Origin of the sequence: Vibrio maerlii (assembly GCF_003415655.1) — a bacterium.
Classification (GTDB): Bacteria; Pseudomonadota; Gammaproteobacteria; order Enterobacterales; family Vibrionaceae; genus Vibrio; species Vibrio maerlii.
Genome location: NZ_QRHC01000016.1, coordinates 55,243 through 71,695, shown reverse-complemented (window position 1 = coordinate 71,695; position 16,453 = coordinate 55,243). Strand labels below are relative to the sequence as shown.

The following is a 16,453-nucleotide window of genomic DNA, read 5'->3' as shown; positions in this document are numbered from 1 at the left end:
TGTTGAAAGTTTGTGGGTCCAATTGAGCTACTAGAGGTAAATCCGTAATCCGTTTACCTACTTCAACCAACTCTTCGGATTTTGCGTTTTACTGTTTCGGCGGATCTCAAAGTAGAGTGACGCTTGTGATTGACCGCCTGTATCGCCAGCCAAAGCGATGGTCTCACCTGCTCGTACCTTATCGCCTTCTTTCTTCATTAACGATTGGTTAAAGCCATAAAGGGTCATGTCGCCTTTACCGTGGTCAAGAAGAACTACTAGGCCATAGCCACGCAGGTATTCCGCAAATACCACCGTACCGGAATAGACAGCTTTGATAGGCTGGCCATAATTCGCGTCGATGACCATACCGTTCCACTTGATTTGGCCTGTTTGGGTACTGCCGTAGTTATGTAGGACCTTGCCTTTGATTGGCCAAGGTAGCTTCTTTTTCTGCTTTGCTAGGCCATCCATTGGAACTGCATTGCGTTTAGCGGCTTTGGCTATCTCTGCTTTTAGGCGGGTTTCGTTGCGCTGTAGCTCAGCAAGATAGACTCTGTCACTAGAGATGCTTTTCTTAATCTTGGAGACGGTGCCTTTTCGACTTGATTGAGACTTAGCTAGCTGATCGCGCTTGGTGGTTTGGCTTTTTATTAGGCTTGCTATTTGTTGTTGCTCTGCACTGAGCTGTTGTTCTGTCGTATCGAGCTGCTGTTGAGTCGTTTCTAACTCTTTGATTGTTTTACCGCGCTCTTTAGCTAGGTGCTGGAAGTACTGGCTCATACGGTCCTCTTCCACTCCACTATTAAGCACATTGGAAGGGGCTTTAGCGCGTTCTGTGACGTAATAGGTTTGAATCAACTGTTCGAGCTTTTCCGTCTGTACTTTCTTTAACTTATGAAGCTGTGCTTGCTGCTGTTTCAACTGCTTAAGGTTAGCTTCTAAAGTCGCAAGTTGTTGTTTGGTGGTTTTGATCTCTTTCTCTAAATTAGAGATAGAAAGCTCTTCACTTTTTAGCGATTTTTGCAGCTTATCGAGTTCTTTCTGTTGGCTCGATAATGAGGTCTGTTGGCGGGAAATTTCACTCTTAACACCGCTAAGCTCCGTCTTTGAAGCAGCAATGCTAGTCGTGCTGACACCACAAAGGGCTCCAATAAGAGTCACTGTCAGTAATCGTTTTCGTGAAAATTCCATTTAAGTTAGCCGGTTAAGACGAGTGAAATCAGTATATAGAATTAGAGAAAAGGGCGCTACGGTTGTTGTAGAGAGGGATCGGGTAGGGCGCTGCGCTACAGGTGGAAGGACGGCTTCGCCTACAGGTAAAAGATGAGGGAATCTCGCTTTTTCTGCTCTCTACAAGCGAAGCGTTCTGCACTCTACCTTCTACAAAGCGTAATCGCCCTTAAAGAAATACCCGCACAACTACCGTTGCGCGGGTATTCATTAAGCTGTAGTAATCTCTCTAGGAGCTAGGGTCTAGTTTTCTAGAAACTGATACCTACTTAACTAGAATCTCACCAGTCATTTCAGATGGGATTTCTAGACCTACTAGAGAAAGCATTGTTGGTGCTAGGTCAGACAGCTTACCGCCTTCCTTGAACTCAACTTCTTTATCACCAACGTAGATTAGAGGTACTGGTAGGTTAGTGTGAGCAGTGTGAGTACCACCTGTCTCTGGGTCTACCATCATCTCTGCGTTACCGTGGTCAGCAGTGATCAGCATTTGACCGCCAACTTCTTCGATAGCTGCAGTTACTTTAGCAACACAGGCATCGATAGCTTCGATTGCTTGTTCTGCTGCTTCGTAAACGCCAGTGTGACCAACCATATCTGGGTTAGGGTAGTTACAGATGATAGTGTCGTACTTACCAGATTTGATAGCCGCAACCATCTTCTCTGTTAGCTCTTCAGAGCTCATTTCAGGCTGCATGTCGTAAGTTGCTACTTTTGGAGAAGCAACAAGCTGACGCTCTTCGCCTGCAAATTCGTTCTCAACACCACCGTTGAAGAAGAATGTTACGTGTGCGTATTTCTCAGTCTCAGAGATACGTAGCTGAGTTTGACCTTGCTTAGATAGCCACTCACCGTAAGTGTTCTCTAGAGACGCTGGTGGGAATGCGATAGCTAGTGGGATGTCAGCTGCGTACTGAGTTAGCATTACGAAGTTTATTGCAGGGAATACAGCACGCTCGAAACCATCAAATGCAGGTACGAAAGTACGAGTGATTTGACGCGCACGGTCAGCTCGGTAGTTCATGAAGATTAACGCATCGCCATCAACGATAGCTGCGTCTTCTTGACCTTCAGCTTTGATAGCTGTTGCTTTAACAAACTCGTCGTTCTCGTCACGAGCGTAAGCCGCTTCAAGACCTGCTACCGCAGAATCGAAAGTGAACTCAGCTTTGCCTTGAGTAAGAAGATCGTAAGCAACTTGAACGCGATCCCAGTTGTTGTCACGGTCCATTGCGTAGTAACGACCTACTAGAGAAGCTACGCGGCCTTTACCTAGTTTAGCGAATAGGTCTTGGAAACGTTGCAGAGAGTTCTCTGCGCTGCGTGGTGGCGTGTCACGGCCGTCGAGGAAGCAGTGTAGGTAGATCTTCTCAGCGCCACGTGCTGCTGCCATTTCAACAGCTGCGTAGATGTGGTCTTCGTGAGAGTGTACGCCACCTGGAGACATCAGACCCATGATGTGTACCGCTTTCTCAGCTTTAACTGCAGAGTCGATAGCTTCAACTAGCGCAGGAGTTTCAGCGAAATCACCATCAGCGATAGACTTAGTGATACGAGTTAGGTCTTGGTATACAACACGGCCAGCGCCGATGTTAGTGTGACCCACTTCAGAGTTGCCCATTTGACCGTCAGGCAGGCCAACATCCATGCCAGAAGCAGAGATTAGAGTGTTTGGTTTGTTAGCAAATAGGTTATCGATGAATGGAGTTTTTGCATTCGCGATTGCGTTGCTTGCTGTGTCTTCACGGTGACCGTAACCGTCAAGAATAACTAGAGCCATAGGCTTCTTAGCTGACATAGTAGTGACCTCGTCAAATTTAAGTAACTGTTGGAAAACGAACTCGTAAATTCACCTTCCTAAAACTAAATTAGCGTAATTTTACTACACTTTTTAACCAAAACTGTAGGTTAAGATCAAATATTCTTTGGCCTTTGGTGTTGCTAGCTTTCATTAAAGGCATTAGAAGACTTGTTTTGATACTAAATGTAGTGTGCTATCGCGGGGATGACTATTCGTTTAGCACAATTACTGTGATAGCCATTACCAATTCGACGGATAGTAATACTCCTCGCTCGCATCGTGCTTGCAACCTCGTTATACTTCGGTTTTCGATTTTTCGCCCAATTGGCAAGAGTGCAGGATATGCAAGAGTACATAGATTTTTTCCAACAGAATATGATCCTATCTTTAGTGTGGGTAGGCCTTGTGATTGCTGTGATCATGAACATCGTGAAAACAAAAACAGCACAATACAAAGAGATTATGCCTGCGCAGCTAACGCAGATGATCAACCGCGAAGAAGGTACTGTGATCGATATTCGTTCTAAAGACGAGTTCAAAAAAGGCCACATTACTGACGCAGTTCACATTTTACCTGCAGATATTAAGTCTGGTTCGTTCGGAAGCCTTGAAAGTAAGAAAGCTGACCCAATCGTTGTTGTATGTAAGACTGGTCAAACAGCAATTACCGCTGCAAACGACCTAGCAAAAGCAGGCTTCGAGCAAGTGTTCGTTCTTAAAAACGGTCTAATTTCTTGGAACGAAGCGAACATGCCACTGGTTCGTGGTAAGAAGTAAATTTTAAGTTGAAGGTAATAAGTCAAAAGTGATTGGTTACCTCAATGTTAGAACTTAGCCAGATACGTCATTCCCTACAGTGAGGAACGAACGTGATAGGGAATCTACTTTCAGTGTCTGCGTGCATTGATTAAAAGCGAGATCCCCGATGGGCTCGTCGACTCGCGCTCGAGGATGACGACTCAAGAGGCGTTTAGGTTCAATTTATAATGAATTTGAGTAACAAGGCGAAATTTTGCTTTGATACCGGAATTAAAAGTTAAGGATTAAAAAATGGCTGAAGCAGCACAACAAGAAGCACAACAAAACTTCGCAATTCAACGTATCTTCCTAAAAGATGTATCTTTCGAAGCGCCTAACTCTCCAAACATGTTCCAAAAAGAATGGAACCCAGACGTTAAGCTAGACCTAGATACTCAAAGCCGTGAGCTAGGTGAAGGCGTTTACGAAGTCGTTCTACGTCTAACTGTGACAGTTAAGAACGAAGCAGAAACTGCATTCCTATGTGAAGTTCAACAAGGCGGTATCTTCACTGCTGGTGAGATGGAAGCAGGTCAACTAGCACACTGCCTAGGTGCATTCTGCCCGAACATCCTATTCCCATACGCTCGTGAAACTATCTCAAGCCTAGTAGTTAAGGGTACTTTCCCTCAACTGAACCTTGCGCCAGTTAACTTCGACGCACTGTTCATGAACTACCTACAACAGCAAGCTGCACAACAGGGCGAGCAAGCTGACGCGTAATTCTTGAGATAAGTAGACTCAAGATCTAGCTTTAAAGAAGAATGCACAGAGCATCAAATTACGATGTGATGTGCATTTTTTATTTGCGTCACTTAGTTTTAAGGTAAAGTAACAACAAGCTAAAACTCGATAACTGGTTATCCTTCTCGATAGGTAACGATAACCAAATCGGGGATCTAACCACAGTGCTCACCTAAACTAGGGTGATCGCTGCGGTTAGATTCCCTATCACGCTCGTTCCTTGCTGTAGGGGATGACGCTGTACTATTTGAATTAGATTCAGGCGGAACAATGACAAATACAAATCCTTCAAACGCTTATGGCAAAGAGATCGCGATGACGGTGATCGGTGCCGGCTCATACGGTACATCACTGGCTATTTCACTTGCTCGAAATGGCGAGAATGTCGTGATTTGGGGGCATGAAAAAGAACATATGGATCAGCTCGAAGCTGACCGTGCAAACGAGGCGTTTCTACCAGGTGTCGCTTTCCCTGAGACACTGATTGTCGAATCTGACATTGAAAAAGCAGTGACAGCGAGTCGTGACTTGTTGATCGTTGTACCAAGTCATGTGTTTGGTATCGTGTTGAACTCAATCAAACCACACCTAAGCGCAGATACACGCATCTGCTGGGCAACGAAAGGTTTAGAGCCTGAGACTGGTCGTCTACTAAAAGAAGTTGCTTATGATGTTATTGGTGAAGACTACTCGTTGGCTGTGCTTTCAGGTCCTACATTTGCCAAAGAGCTCGCTATGGGCATGCCTACTGCAATTTCAGTGGCTTCGCCAGATGCTGAGTTTGTGAAAGATTTACAAGAGAAAATTCACTGTAGCAAAACATTCCGAGTTTACGCGAACGAGGATTTTACTGGTATGCAACTTGGTGGCGCAGTGAAAAACGTAATCGCAATTGGTGCGGGTATGTCTGATGGTATCGGTTTTGGTGCTAATGCTCGTACAGCATTGATTACTCGTGGCCTAGCTGAGATGTCTCGTTTAGGCGCTGCCTTGGGAGCAAAACCTGAAACCTTTATGGGTATGGCAGGCCTTGGTGACCTAGTATTAACATGTACCGATAACCAATCGCGTAACCGCCGTTTTGGCTTGGCGTTAGGCCAAGGTAAAGACGCACAAGCCGCGCAAGATGAAATCGGTCAAGTGGTTGAAGGCTATCGCAATACAAAAGAAGTGTGGTTGCTAGCCAATCGTATGGACGTTGAGATGCCGATCGTTGAGCAGATCTATCAAGTGCTTTACCAGGGCAAAGACGCGCGCGCAGCTGCTCAAGATTTATTAGCGCGTGATAAGAAGTCAGAAGGCTAAGAGCTAAAAGCGCTGATGTATTGATTTTTGTGTTTGCGAGTGAATCGCCGCGCTAAAGAGAGTTCCTCCCCATGGAGTGAGATAGCTTATATGGCATGAGTTGCTAACATAAGGGGAGGTTAGGTGGGGTTGCTGTGTAATAACTGCAAACCTTAAAATAACTCGATATATGAAAAGTAGAATAGATTTCTACAGTGTAGGTCTTAGGTACAAGGAATTTACAGTGGAACATTGCAACAAACAGCATGTATGGCGTGAAATCGTTCGTGAAGCGAAAGAGCAATCTGAACAAGAGCCAATGCTTGCGAGTTTCTATCATGCAACCATCATCAACCATGACAGCCTAGGTGCTGCGCTAAGCTACATCCTGGCGAATAAACTAAAAACAGCATCGATGCCAGCAATGGCGGTACGTGAAGTGGTTGAGCAAGCGTTTAACGCAGACCCATCGATTACTGACTCTGCAGCGTGTGATATCTGGGCAACGGTAACTCGAGATCCTGCTGTGGCAATGTGTTCAATCCCACTCCTTTATCTGAAAGGCTTTCATGCGCTGCAAGGCTATCGTGTCGCGAATTGGCTATGGAAACAGGGCCGCATTGCTCTTGCAACTTATCTTCAAAACCAGATCTCGGTAGCATGTCAGGTCGATATCCATCCTGCTGCGAAGATTGGCCGTGCAATCATGCTCGACCACGCAACGGGTATCGTGATAGGTGAGACTGCCGTGGTTGAGAATGATGTTTCTATCCTGCAGGACGTAACACTTGGCGGTACCGGTAAAGAGTCTGGTGATCGTCACCCGAAAATCCGTGAAGGTGTCATGATTGGTGCGGGTGCCAAAGTGCTTGGTAACATTGAAGTCGGTAAGGGTGCGAAGATTGCTGCGTGTTCTGTGGTACTCCAACCTGTACCTGAACATATGACGGCAGCAGGTGTGCCAGCGAAGATTGTTGGTCGCCCTAAGTCAGACATGCCATCAATGGATATGGACCAGAATTTCAATGGTCGTTCTCAAAGCTTCATCGGTGGGGATGGGATATAGGTCTAGAGTTTTAGTATCGAGAGCCTAGTACCGAGAGCCTATTTCTCTAGGTACTAGGAACAGCTCTTAACTCGTGACTTCAGATAAACATTCTTGCTTCTTCACTCGTAACGCATACAAATACCCTAGTACGCCACCCGTTACATTACCTGCGGCAATACCGATAAACAGCCCTTCAATGCTAAACCAATAACTGCCAATCCAAGCAAAGGGTAGGGTGAATACGAATAAACGCATAAAACTCCATTTAAATGCATCAAATGGGCGGTGCATCGCATTCAGTCCACTAACCAACATCATAACGATCCCCTGAAAGCCATAACTGACTGGTACTACAATCAAATATAGCCAGAGTAGATCACGCACCTGAGGCTCTTGAGAGAACAGTGCGGCGAAAGGTGTGCTCAATGGCACCATCATTAAAAAGATCAGTAATTGAAACATCACTGCAAATCGCATACTAAGGAATAACCCCTTGAATGCGCGTTGAGGTTTGTCCGCACCAATGTTCTGCGCCATGAATGGGGTTAATGCAGAGGTCAGCGACATCAGTACCAGTATCAGTATTGACTCAATACGTTGCGCAGCGCCATAAGCCGCAACTGCTGCAGTGCCGTGAGTGGCAAGCATCATCATCAGAATTGCACCGGATAGTGGGTTCATTGCATTTGATAATGCTGCTGGGGTGCCGATTTTTAAGATCAGCTTCCAGTCATCAATAATGTATCGAAAATTGGGTAATGCAAGCAGCCCAACTCGAGATTTCAAAATGTAGAGTGAAGCGCTTAGTGCACCGAACCAACTGATGGCACTGGCAATCGCAGCGCCTTGGATGCCTAACTCTGGGAAAGGGCCGTAACCAAAGATCAGTAATGGGTCGAGCACCCCATTAATGAGTCCGGCTAGCAACATGACCTTAGCGGGTGTTTTGGTGTCACCGGTAGCTCGAATAGCACTATTACCCGCCATTGGGATAACCAATAAGGGAATCGACAGATACCAAATAGACATGTAGTCATGAATGTAACCGAGTAAGCTCGCCTCAGCACCAAGCAGAGAAAATAGCGGCTCAATTGAACTGATTCCAATAACACACGCAATAATAATGAGCAGGACAGCAAGCATTAAGCCATGAGTAGAAAAGCGGGCGGCATCTTGGGCGGCATTTTGACCGAGCAGACGAGCAATGCTGGTAGAGATACCCATACTCATGCCCATGGTGATACAGTTGACGGCAAAGGTCACAGGGAAGGTAAAGCTAATTGCCGCAAGCGCCTCGGTACCTAGTAGCGAGATAAAGAAGGTGTCCACTAGGTTGAACATCAGTATCGCGACCATACCAAACACCATGGGTACAGTCATCTGACGCAGTACGAGATGAATAGGTGCGCTGAGTAGGCCGTGTTTATCTTTCATGATACACAGCCTTTACCGATAAAAATTGAAGTGGTGGGCAGCAACTATAGTGCGCCATCAAAACCGAATTGACGCCAAGCCTCATATGCAATGATAGACACGGCATTTGACAGGTTGAGGCTACGAGCATTCGGCATCATAGGGATACGGATGCGTTGCTCCATTGGCAAGCTTTCAATAACGTCTGCTGGCAAGCCGCGACTCTCTGGACCAAACAATAATACGTCACCCTCTGAAAACTTGGCGTCGGTGTGATGACCTGTCGTTTTGGTGGTGCAAGCGATAAGGCGGTAATCTCCTTCACGCTCATTCTGTAGATATTCAATGAAAGCTTCCAAACTTTTGTGGCGCTTTACTCGAGCTAAATCATGGTAGTCCAAACCAGCACGGCGCACTTTCTTCTCTTCCAAATCAAACCCTAGCGGCTCAATTAAGTGGAGGTTCGCTCCACAGTTGGCACATAAGCGAATGATGTTACCTGTATTTGGAGCAATTTCTGGTTCGTAAAGTGCGATATCAAGCATGGTGTTGTCTGTAAGTTATTTGATTTTGGGAGATTATAACGCCAACGGGAGGCTTCGTCCTAGATGTTCGAGGTAAAAGGTAACAGGACGCTTCGCTACGGGACGAGCTGCGTTCTACAGGGAAAGAAGAGTTGCAACGGCCTGTCTCTAAAAAGACATAATCACCGTAACCTTCAACCTTCAACCAACTCCAATTCAACCCTCATACGCAATCCACCCAACGGGCTGCGTGATGCCTGAATCGATCCATTGTGTTGGCGAATCGCACTTTCAGTAATAGTAAGCCCTAACCCCGTTCCACCAGTGTGGCGGTCACGCGCTGTGGAAACACGATAGAATGGGCGGAAGATAGAATCCAATTCCGAGTCAGGAACCCCTTCACCATTATCATCAACGATGACGGTTAGGCGATTGCCAGCCACGCTGAATGCAACGTCGATCTTGTCATCACCGTATTTCACCGCGTTACGCACGATGTTTTCGAATGCACTCATTAGTAGCTTTGGTGTACCAGAAATATTTCGCTCTGGAATGGTGTTGAAGGTTAATTTTTTATCTGATTGCTCAGCCTCGAATTGCGCATCTTTTAAGATCTCTTCCCATAAGCTGTTTAGTGGTTGTATCTCTCGGGATAAGTGACTGTTCACTTGCATGCGAGACAGTTCCAGCAACTCACCAATCATCTGCTCTAAACGCTGCGCCTCGGTATCAATACGTTCAAGCTCCGTACTGTCACCTTGTTTACGAATCGCTAATGAGTTTGCCATTCTTAGGCGGGTTAACGGTGAGCGTAGCTCATGAGAGATGTCCGACAGCAACCTTTGCTGGCCAGAGACCATTTGATTCACGGCATTCACCATCTGGTTAAAGCTGCGACCTGCTTCTTTGAATTCACTCGTGCCTTTCTCAAGGTTCGGGTCTTCTTCAAACTCACCCTGAGCAACGCGAGCAGCAGCTCTTTCCAATCGTCGTGCAGGTTGACTCAAGGCATAAGCGAGCCATAGAAGTAAGGGAGTACTTACTGCCATGACAGCGAGCAGTAGCTGGAAGGGGTGATCAAACAGCCTCAACAAGAAAGGAGAAGGTTCATTCCAGCGAATGCCGATATACATATATAGCTCTTGATCAACCAGCGTGATTGGCAGTGGACCTGCAAGCATGAAGCGGCCAAATAGCTTTTGTTGTGGTGTCGAAAAGTCTTCGGTATCAGCCAAAAATGAATTTAACGCACGCAGCTTGAAATCTCTCTTTGGACGAGTAGTGACGATATTACCTTCGAGGTCGGTAAATAAGATGCTAGGTCGGCCATCTTTATCGCGTGGGTGCTTACCCTCAATCTTGAATAGCACTCGGCCTAGGTCGGTATCTTTGGCGTAGTGGTTTTGCACATCATCACGAATTCGTTCCACCCGTTCCATGTGATCGGATGGCACCTCACGTACACGGCGAGGGTCTAGGTGAGGCAGGGAGAGTACCGTAATCAACACCAAGAACATGGTAAACCAGAAAATTGCAAAGATGCGTCCGTATAAGCTATTTATCTTCGGGAGCGCTTTAGAGCGAAATGCCATTATGTTTTACCTACTAAGCTTCTTCGACCAATAGGTAGCCTCGCCCTCGTAAGGTTTTTATCCGTGGCTTTCCTGGCTCGAATTCTGGGAGTTTCTTTCTTAGATTAGAAACATGCATATCAACGGCGCGGTCAAATGCCGATAATCGTTTGCCTAATACCTCTAGGCTCAACTCTTCTTTGGTTAGGGTTTTTCCTGGGTTTTGTACAAAGTAAGTGAGAAGAGCAAACTCGGTAGTCGTCAGCTCAAGTAAAGTATCTTGGCAATATGCTTCTTGTTTACCTGGGTGGACTTTGATGTCTTGGTAGATAAGGTGATCACCGGATGACTTTGTCGATGATCCCGATTGTGTGCGGCGAAGAATAGCTTTAATACGGGCGGTAAGCTCGCGATCACTGAATGGCTTGGGTAGGTAGTCATCTGCACCGAGTTCTAGACCAATCACACGATCAATTTCTTCACCTTTAGCTGTCAGCATTAATACCGGTGTTTCCCATTTCTCACGCAGCTTTTTGAGCATGTCCATACCATTCATCTTAGGCATCATGACATCTGAAAGAATAAGGTCGATCTCATCTGTAATTTTACTTAACCCTTCTTCACCGTCATGGGCAACAGATACGGTGAAGCCTTCAAAAGAGAGCACCTCTTGCAGTAGGCTTGTAAGCTCTTTGTCATCATCAACTAATAGGATGTGCGCCATCTTATCCTCTCTTTCTTGGTATTAATGTTATCTACTATTATTCTAGATATTGATTTCAGCAGGTATGGTTAAATTCTACTGCTAAACCTCTACCTTTTGACACTCTTTACGATTCTTTACGTGCTCTAGACGTCACTTTACATTGCGTCGACTAATCTTATATACAAGCGCTGAGGCACAGACCGTCAGCAATCGAACATAAAGGTTATTGAGGATTTGAACATGAAAAATATTAAGAAAATTGTAATTGCAGCAGCGGTACTTCCAATGGCTCTAACTTCAGCAAGTGCATACGCATTTGGTGGTAAAGATAGCGGTCAACACAAAGGTGGTATGTGTGGCGGCGGTGATATGGGTAAAGGCATGATGCGCGACCTTGACCTGACTGATGAGCAAAAAGAGCAGTTCAAAGAGATGCGTAAAGCGGGCAAAGAACAGATGAAAGCAAAGTTTGCTGAAAACGGTGCTGACATGATGGCTGCTCGCCAAGCTCAACAAGCGAAGGTTAGCGATCTAGTACTGGCGGACAACTTCGATGAAGCAGCAGCTCGTGCACTAGCATCTGAAATGGTTGAGAAACAAACTGAGCGTCGTGTAAACATGCTTAAGAAACAACACGAAATGCTGAGCATCCTGACTCCAGAGCAAAAAGTGAAGTTCAAAGAGCTTCAAGCCGAAAAAATGCAGAAGTGCCAAGAGAAAATGGAAAAGCGTAAGAACAAATAGCATTACGTTTTAACAAGTTATAAGAATATTCCGCTGCCCTGTGGTTTATCAAAATCGTAGGGCGGTGTTTTATTTTTCTGCAGGACCAACTCCTTTCTTAACGAAGCGTTCTCATATCTGCATGGCGCAGCTCGTATTAAATCTTGCTATAATCTCGTTCATTCATTGACCGCTTCGTATAGCAATTTCATGTCAAACAACATTTCTAAAGCTCAGTACGCACGCTTAGTCACTATCGCTGCATGGACGGCGACTATTACCGCAACGGTTCTACTTATCAGTAAGTTAGGAGCGTGGTGGGTAACGGGTTCTGTTAGCTTGCTGGCTTCTGTTATTGATTCAACCCTTGATATTGCCGCCTCCTTAGTCAACCTGATCGTTGTTCGCTACTCACTGCAGCCAGCGGATAAAGAGCATACCTTTGGGCATGGTAAAGCAGAGTCCTTGGCGGCATTAGCTCAGGCGATGTTTATCTCTGGTTCGGCGTGTTTCTTGATCCTCAATGGAGTTGATCGTTTCTTTAGGCCACATGATCTTGAAGTACCTGAAGTCGGTATCTACGTAAGCTTGTTTGCTATCGTCGTGACCTTTGCTTTAGTGCGCTTTCAAAAACATGTAGTCAAGAAAACAGGTAGCCAAGCCATTGCGGCCGATTCTCTTCATTACCAAACTGACCTTTACATGAATACCGCTGTGATGGTGGCATTGGGCTTAAGCTGGTACGGTTTTGGTAAAGCCGATGCGGTATTCGCTGTCGGCATTGGCTTTTACATCCTCTATAGCGCTTATCAAATGGTACGCGAAGCGATTCAATCTTTGCTTGACCATAAATTGCCAGATGAGGAAATCATCCAAATTAAGCAAGTGGCGTTGAGCATTGAAGGGGTTCTGGGTGTACATCAGCTAAGGACTCGGCAATCAGGGCCGATCCGCTTTATTCAGCTTCACCTTGAGCTTGATGACAAAATGCCGCTGATTGAAGCCCACCAGATTTCAGACAACGTAGAATACGAGTTGCTGAAGGTCTTTCCTGAGGCGGACGTGTTGATCCATCAGGATCCTTACTCCGTCGTGTTCGGTCCAGAGAAGGAACAAAAGCGACAAGATTGGTAGCTTAAGTGCTCTCATAGAGAAGATAATTTACACTTTGTGAGCAGACAAATGGCCAGAGTTTGACTATGTTTGATGCGTCGTTAGTCAGTATTCAAAGAGTTGTTGATAAAGTAATCAAGTCTGCGTTACAACGGTTGCACCAAAGGTAAATAGAGTGTGATCCTGATTTTAATCAACAACCTACTCAGTTAAAATTGTAATACTCTTACATAAGTAGAAAAGTTACGTAATTTAATGCGTAAAGAGTGACCTAGCCCCTTTGGGTAGGTAAAATATTCGACAGACAATTTCCGTGCTTTGGTTATGCTCCTGCAGGCGGCCAAAGGACACAAATTTTATTAAAATTGATTTTGAAAAATCGAGGGTGAGCATGATTAAGAAGATTGGTGTTTTGACAAGTGGCGGTGACGCACCTGGTATGAACGCAGCAGTACGTGGCGTTGTACGTACAGCACTATCTAAAGGCTTGGAAGTTTACGGTGTATTCGACGGCTACCTAGGCCTATACGAAGACCGTATCAAAAAACTAGATCGTTCTAGCGTTTCTGACGTGATCAACAAAGGTGGTACGTTCCTAGGTTCTGCACGCTTCCCTGAATTCAAAGAAGTAGAAGTTCGTCAACAAGCGATCGAAAATCTGAAGAAGCACGGCATCGAAGCTCTAGTCGTTGTTGGTGGTGACGGTTCTTACATGGGTGCGCTTAAGCTGACTGAAATGGGCTACCCATGTATCGGTCTTCCAGGTACTATCGATAACGACATCGCGGGTACTGACTACACTATCGGTTACCTAACTGCGCTTAACACAGTTATTGACAACATCGACCGTCTGCGTGACACGTCTTCTTCTCACCAACGTATCTCTATCGTTGAGATCATGGGCCGTCACTGTGGTGACCTGACTCTAATGTCTGCTATCGCTGGTGGTTGTGAGTACATCATCACTCCAGAGACTGGTCTAGATAAAGACAAGCTGATCCAAAATATCCAAGATGGTATTGAAAAAGGCAAGAAGCACGCAATCATCGCTCTAACTGAGCTTATGATGGATGCGAACGAACTAGCGAAAGAGATCGAAGCGGCAACGGGTCGTGAAACTCGTGCAACCGTTCTTGGTCACATCCAACGTGGTGGCCGCCCAACAGCATTCGACCGTGTTCTAGCATCTCGCATGGGTAACTATGCTGTTCACCTACTGCTAGAAGGCCAAGGCGGCCGTTGTGTTGGTATCCAGAAAGAAGAACTGGTACACCACGACATCATCGAGTGCATCAATGAAATGCAAAACCCTTCTCGCGACGACCTATTCAAGGTTGCAGAAGAGTTGTTCTAATCGCTTCATTAATAGCGTTGAATTAGAATTTGAAAGCCGCTGTGAGAACAGCGGCTTTTTCTTTGGAACAACCCCTCCTAGCCTCCCCTTGTATGAGCTTCTTCGATCTCAATACTATGGTGTTAAAGGGGAGGGATTTTCTCTGTGCGGATACTCGGTTGACCATCACCGAGTGAGAGTATTATTTTGAGAATAGCAGCGTTTTCTTTGGAACAACCCCTCCTAGCCTCCCTTTGTATGAGCTTCTTCGATCTCAATACTATGGTGTTAAAGGGAAGGGATATTCTCTGTTGCGGATACTTGGTTGACCATCACCGAGTGAGAGTATTACTTTGAGAATAGCGTCTTTTTCTTTGGAACAACCCCTCCTAGCCTCCCCTTGTATGAGCTTCTTCGATCTCAAAACTATAGTGTAAAAGGGGAGGGATTTTCTCTGTTGTGGATACTTGGTTGACCATCACCGAGTGAGACTATTTCTGTGAGAGCAGCGGCTTTTTCTTTGTAGCAACCCCTCCTAGCCTCCCCTTGTATAAGCTTCTTCGATCTCCAAACTATGGTGTTAAAGGGGAGGGATATTCTCTGCTGCTGATATTTGACTGACCATCACCGAGTGAGATTATTGCTGTGAGAATGGTATTTTTCTTTGTCGTTGATGCTTTGGTCATGGAATGGTGAGTGAACAGAGAAAGCTCCTCCCCTTGAACGGCGAAGGTCTTGTGAACGATGCTTTTTGAGATAAGGGGAGGCTGGGAGGGGTTGTTGCATATATGCTTAATCGAACTTTCGACTGTTAATCGCCGACCTAATTGAAGAAAGCACTACCTCTAAGTTCTGCATTATATCGCTATTGGTGAATCGCAGTACACGTATTCCGAGCCCGTTGAGATAATCATCTCTTACAGCATCAGAGCTCTTTGAGTCCTCCTTAAAATGGCTATTACCATCAATCTCAATTGCCAACTTTATTTCCTTACAAAAGAAATCAACTATATAGCGTTTGATACTATGTTGACGACGGAATTTGACACCAAGTTGTGAGCTCTCAAAAAATACCAAAGTCTTCTTTCGGGTTCAGGCATTTGATTACGCAGTTTCACACGTATCGGTAGCATTTCTTTGCGGGTGTAAATTTTGTTCATTCCATTGCCTTTTCATATAACAGAATAAGCAAGTTTAGGTGGGATGATTTTACTGGAAGGATATTGAGAAAAGAGGTGCGATGAAGATCAAAAAAGGCCAGCCGAAGCTGACCTTTTCATCAATTTAAACCGAGAGGCTTAAATTAAGCTTTCGCTTTAGCTGCTGCTTTTGCGATAGCTGCGAAACCTTGAGCGTTAAGCGCTGCACCGCCAACTAGAGCACCGTCGATGTCTGGTTGTGCGAAGTAAGCTTCTGCGTTTTCTGGCTTAACAGAACCACCGTATTGGATGATTACTTGCTCAGCTACTGCTGCGTCTTTCTCTGCGATCATTGCACGGATAGAAGCGTGGATGCGTTGTGCATCTTCAGCTGTTGCTGCTTTACCAGTACCGATAGCCCAGATTGGTTCGTAAGCGATGATTGCGCCGTTTAGAGCTTCAACACCGTATGTGTCGATAACTGCGTTGATTTGACGTGCACATACTGCTTCAGTTTCGCCTGCTTCGTTTTGCTCGTCAGACTCACCGATACAGAAAACTGGCTTCAGGCCGTTCTCTTGTAGGAACTTGAATTTCTTAGCGATGAACTCGTCAGATTCGTTGTGGTATTCACGACGCTCAGAGTGACCGATGATGATGTGAGAAGCACCGAAGTCTTTTAGCATCTCTGGAGACATGTCGCCAGTGAATGCACCGCTGTTGTTTAGGTCAGTGTTTTGTGCACCAAGGATGATCTTGTTACCGCCTTCAGCGATTAGACGCTCTGCTAGGTCGATGTAAAGTGCTGGTGGAGCTACTGCTACGTCCACACCTTCAACGCCTTCAAGCTCAGCGTTAAGACCAGTTAGTAGCTCAGTTACCATTGCTTTGCTACCGTTTAGTTTCCAGTTACCCATCACTACAGGACGACGCATAGGAATATCTCCGTATTTAATCAATTAATGTAAAAAATCTTCGTAGGAATATAACAGATTAATTTGTATAGATCATGATACTGGTCATGACTTTCTGGATCTTATTACC

Annotated in this window: 15 protein-coding genes; 7 read left to right on the top strand and 8 right to left on the bottom strand. The window is 45.5% G+C overall.

Translation table 11 applies throughout. The annotated features are described in order from the left end of the window. Window positions 1-57 precede the first annotated feature (57 nt). Both DPF91_RS20305 and gpmM read right to left on the bottom strand, forming a co-directional pair. Window positions 58-1,173, bottom strand: coding sequence for a murein hydrolase activator EnvC family protein (locus tag DPF91_RS20305; protein ID WP_117236256.1), 1,116 nt, complete (start codon window positions 1,171-1,173; stop codon window positions 58-60). Window positions 1,174-1,477: 304 nt separating this feature from the next. Next, window positions 1,478-3,010 (bottom strand): 2,3-bisphosphoglycerate-independent phosphoglycerate mutase, encoded by a 1,533-nt coding sequence (gene gpmM, locus DPF91_RS20300; RefSeq protein ID WP_117236255.1) that lies wholly within the window; start codon window positions 3,008-3,010, stop codon window positions 1,478-1,480. A gap of 345 nt (window positions 3,011-3,355) precedes the next feature. Between gpmM and DPF91_RS20295 the strand changes: the two genes are divergently transcribed. The 4 genes from DPF91_RS20295 to cysE all read left to right on the top strand — a co-directional run bounded on the left by DPF91_RS20295 (window position 3,356) and on the right by cysE (window position 6,905). Then, on the top strand, window positions 3,356-3,790 hold the full coding sequence (locus tag DPF91_RS20295) for a rhodanese-like domain-containing protein (RefSeq protein ID WP_117236254.1): 435 nt from the start codon (window positions 3,356-3,358) through the stop codon (window positions 3,788-3,790). 273 nt (window positions 3,791-4,063) lie between these two features. Then, window positions 4,064-4,534: a protein-export chaperone SecB gene (gene secB / locus DPF91_RS20290; RefSeq protein WP_117236253.1), complete on the top strand. Its 471-nt coding sequence runs from the start codon at window positions 4,064-4,066 to the stop codon at window positions 4,532-4,534. 291 nt (window positions 4,535-4,825) lie between these two features. Next, entirely contained in the window at window positions 4,826-5,860 is a 1,035-nt protein-coding gene (gene gpsA, locus DPF91_RS20285) for an NAD(P)H-dependent glycerol-3-phosphate dehydrogenase (protein ID WP_117236252.1), read from the top strand. Window positions 5,861-6,083: 223 nt separating this feature from the next. Further along, window positions 6,084-6,905 (top strand): serine O-acetyltransferase, encoded by an 822-nt coding sequence (gene cysE, locus DPF91_RS20280; protein ID WP_117236251.1) that lies wholly within the window; start codon window positions 6,084-6,086, stop codon window positions 6,903-6,905. A 66-nt stretch (window positions 6,906-6,971) separates the two neighbouring features. On the opposite strand, the gene DPF91_RS20275 is transcribed toward cysE, so the two are convergent. From DPF91_RS20275 to DPF91_RS20260, 4 genes are all read right to left on the bottom strand, one after another. Next, window positions 6,972-8,321 carry an MATE family efflux transporter gene (locus DPF91_RS20275; RefSeq protein WP_206355588.1) on the bottom strand — a complete coding sequence of 450 codons (1,350 nt, stop codon included), beginning with the start codon at window positions 8,319-8,321 and terminating at the stop codon, window positions 6,972-6,974. A gap of 44 nt (window positions 8,322-8,365) precedes the next feature. Further along, complete coding sequence (locus DPF91_RS20270; protein ID WP_117236249.1) at window positions 8,366-8,845, bottom strand: tRNA (cytidine(34)-2'-O)-methyltransferase; 480 nt, start codon at window positions 8,843-8,845, stop codon at window positions 8,366-8,368. A gap of 173 nt (window positions 8,846-9,018) precedes the next feature. Continuing rightward, on the bottom strand, window positions 9,019-10,416 hold the full coding sequence (gene cpxA / locus DPF91_RS20265; RefSeq protein ID WP_117236248.1) for an envelope stress sensor histidine kinase CpxA: 1,398 nt from the start codon (window positions 10,414-10,416) through the stop codon (window positions 9,019-9,021). A gap of 13 nt (window positions 10,417-10,429) precedes the next feature. Then, window positions 10,430-11,119 (bottom strand): response regulator, encoded by a 690-nt coding sequence (locus DPF91_RS20260; protein WP_117236247.1) that lies wholly within the window; start codon window positions 11,117-11,119, stop codon window positions 10,430-10,432. 222 nt (window positions 11,120-11,341) lie between these two features. On the opposite strand from DPF91_RS20260, the gene DPF91_RS20255 reads away from it, so the two are divergent. The 3 genes from DPF91_RS20255 to pfkA all read left to right on the top strand — a co-directional run bounded on the left by DPF91_RS20255 (window position 11,342) and on the right by pfkA (window position 14,291). Next, a complete protein-coding gene (locus tag DPF91_RS20255; RefSeq protein WP_117236246.1) occupies window positions 11,342-11,845 on the top strand; it encodes a CpxP family protein in 504 nt (167 codons plus the stop codon). Window positions 11,846-12,034: 189 nt separating this feature from the next. Further along, a complete protein-coding gene (gene fieF / locus DPF91_RS20250) occupies window positions 12,035-12,958 on the top strand; it encodes a CDF family cation-efflux transporter FieF (RefSeq protein ID WP_117236245.1) in 924 nt (307 codons plus the stop codon). Between the two features lie 370 nt (window positions 12,959-13,328). Continuing rightward, complete coding sequence (gene pfkA / locus DPF91_RS20245) at window positions 13,329-14,291, top strand: 6-phosphofructokinase (protein WP_117236244.1); 963 nt, start codon at window positions 13,329-13,331, stop codon at window positions 14,289-14,291. Between the two features lie 771 nt (window positions 14,292-15,062). On the opposite strand, the gene DPF91_RS20240 is transcribed toward pfkA, so the two are convergent. Then, complete coding sequence (locus DPF91_RS20240; RefSeq protein ID WP_338116906.1) at window positions 15,063-15,347, bottom strand: endonuclease domain-containing protein; 285 nt, start codon at window positions 15,345-15,347, stop codon at window positions 15,063-15,065. A 226-nt stretch (window positions 15,348-15,573) separates the two neighbouring features. Beyond that, window positions 15,574-16,344 carry a triose-phosphate isomerase gene (gene tpiA, locus DPF91_RS20235; RefSeq protein ID WP_117236243.1) on the bottom strand — a complete coding sequence of 257 codons (771 nt, stop codon included), beginning with the start codon at window positions 16,342-16,344 and terminating at the stop codon, window positions 15,574-15,576. Window positions 16,345-16,453 lie beyond the last annotated feature (109 nt).

Excerpts from the sequence above, each read along its gene's own strand:
- fieF (WP_117236245.1), top strand. The coding sequence starts at position 12,035 with ATGTCAAACAACATTTCTAAAGCTCAGTACGCACGCTTAGTCACTATC.
- tpiA (WP_117236243.1), bottom strand. The coding sequence starts at position 16,344 with ATGCGTCGTCCTGTAGTGATGGGTAACTGGAAACTAAACGGTAGCAAA.
- DPF91_RS20255 (WP_117236246.1), top strand. The coding sequence starts at position 11,342 with ATGAAAAATATTAAGAAAATTGTAATTGCAGCAGCGGTACTTCCAATG.
- DPF91_RS20270 (WP_117236249.1), bottom strand. The coding sequence starts at position 8,845 with ATGCTTGATATCGCACTTTACGAACCAGAAATTGCTCCAAATACAGGT.
- DPF91_RS20260 (WP_117236247.1), bottom strand. The coding sequence starts at position 11,119 with ATGGCGCACATCCTATTAGTTGATGATGACAAAGAGCTTACAAGCCTA.
- gpsA (WP_117236252.1), top strand. The coding sequence starts at position 4,826 with ATGACAAATACAAATCCTTCAAACGCTTATGGCAAAGAGATCGCGATG.
- cpxA (WP_117236248.1), bottom strand. The coding sequence starts at position 10,416 with ATGGCATTTCGCTCTAAAGCGCTCCCGAAGATAAATAGCTTATACGGA.
- gpmM (WP_117236255.1), bottom strand. The coding sequence starts at position 3,010 with ATGTCAGCTAAGAAGCCTATGGCTCTAGTTATTCTTGACGGTTACGGT.
- secB (WP_117236253.1), top strand. The coding sequence starts at position 4,064 with ATGGCTGAAGCAGCACAACAAGAAGCACAACAAAACTTCGCAATTCAA.
- DPF91_RS20295 (WP_117236254.1), top strand. The coding sequence starts at position 3,356 with ATGCAAGAGTACATAGATTTTTTCCAACAGAATATGATCCTATCTTTA.
- pfkA (WP_117236244.1), top strand. The coding sequence starts at position 13,329 with ATGATTAAGAAGATTGGTGTTTTGACAAGTGGCGGTGACGCACCTGGT.
- DPF91_RS20305 (WP_117236256.1), bottom strand. The coding sequence starts at position 1,173 with ATGGAATTTTCACGAAAACGATTACTGACAGTGACTCTTATTGGAGCC.
- DPF91_RS20275 (WP_206355588.1), bottom strand. The coding sequence starts at position 8,321 with ATGAAAGATAAACACGGCCTACTCAGCGCACCTATTCATCTCGTACTG.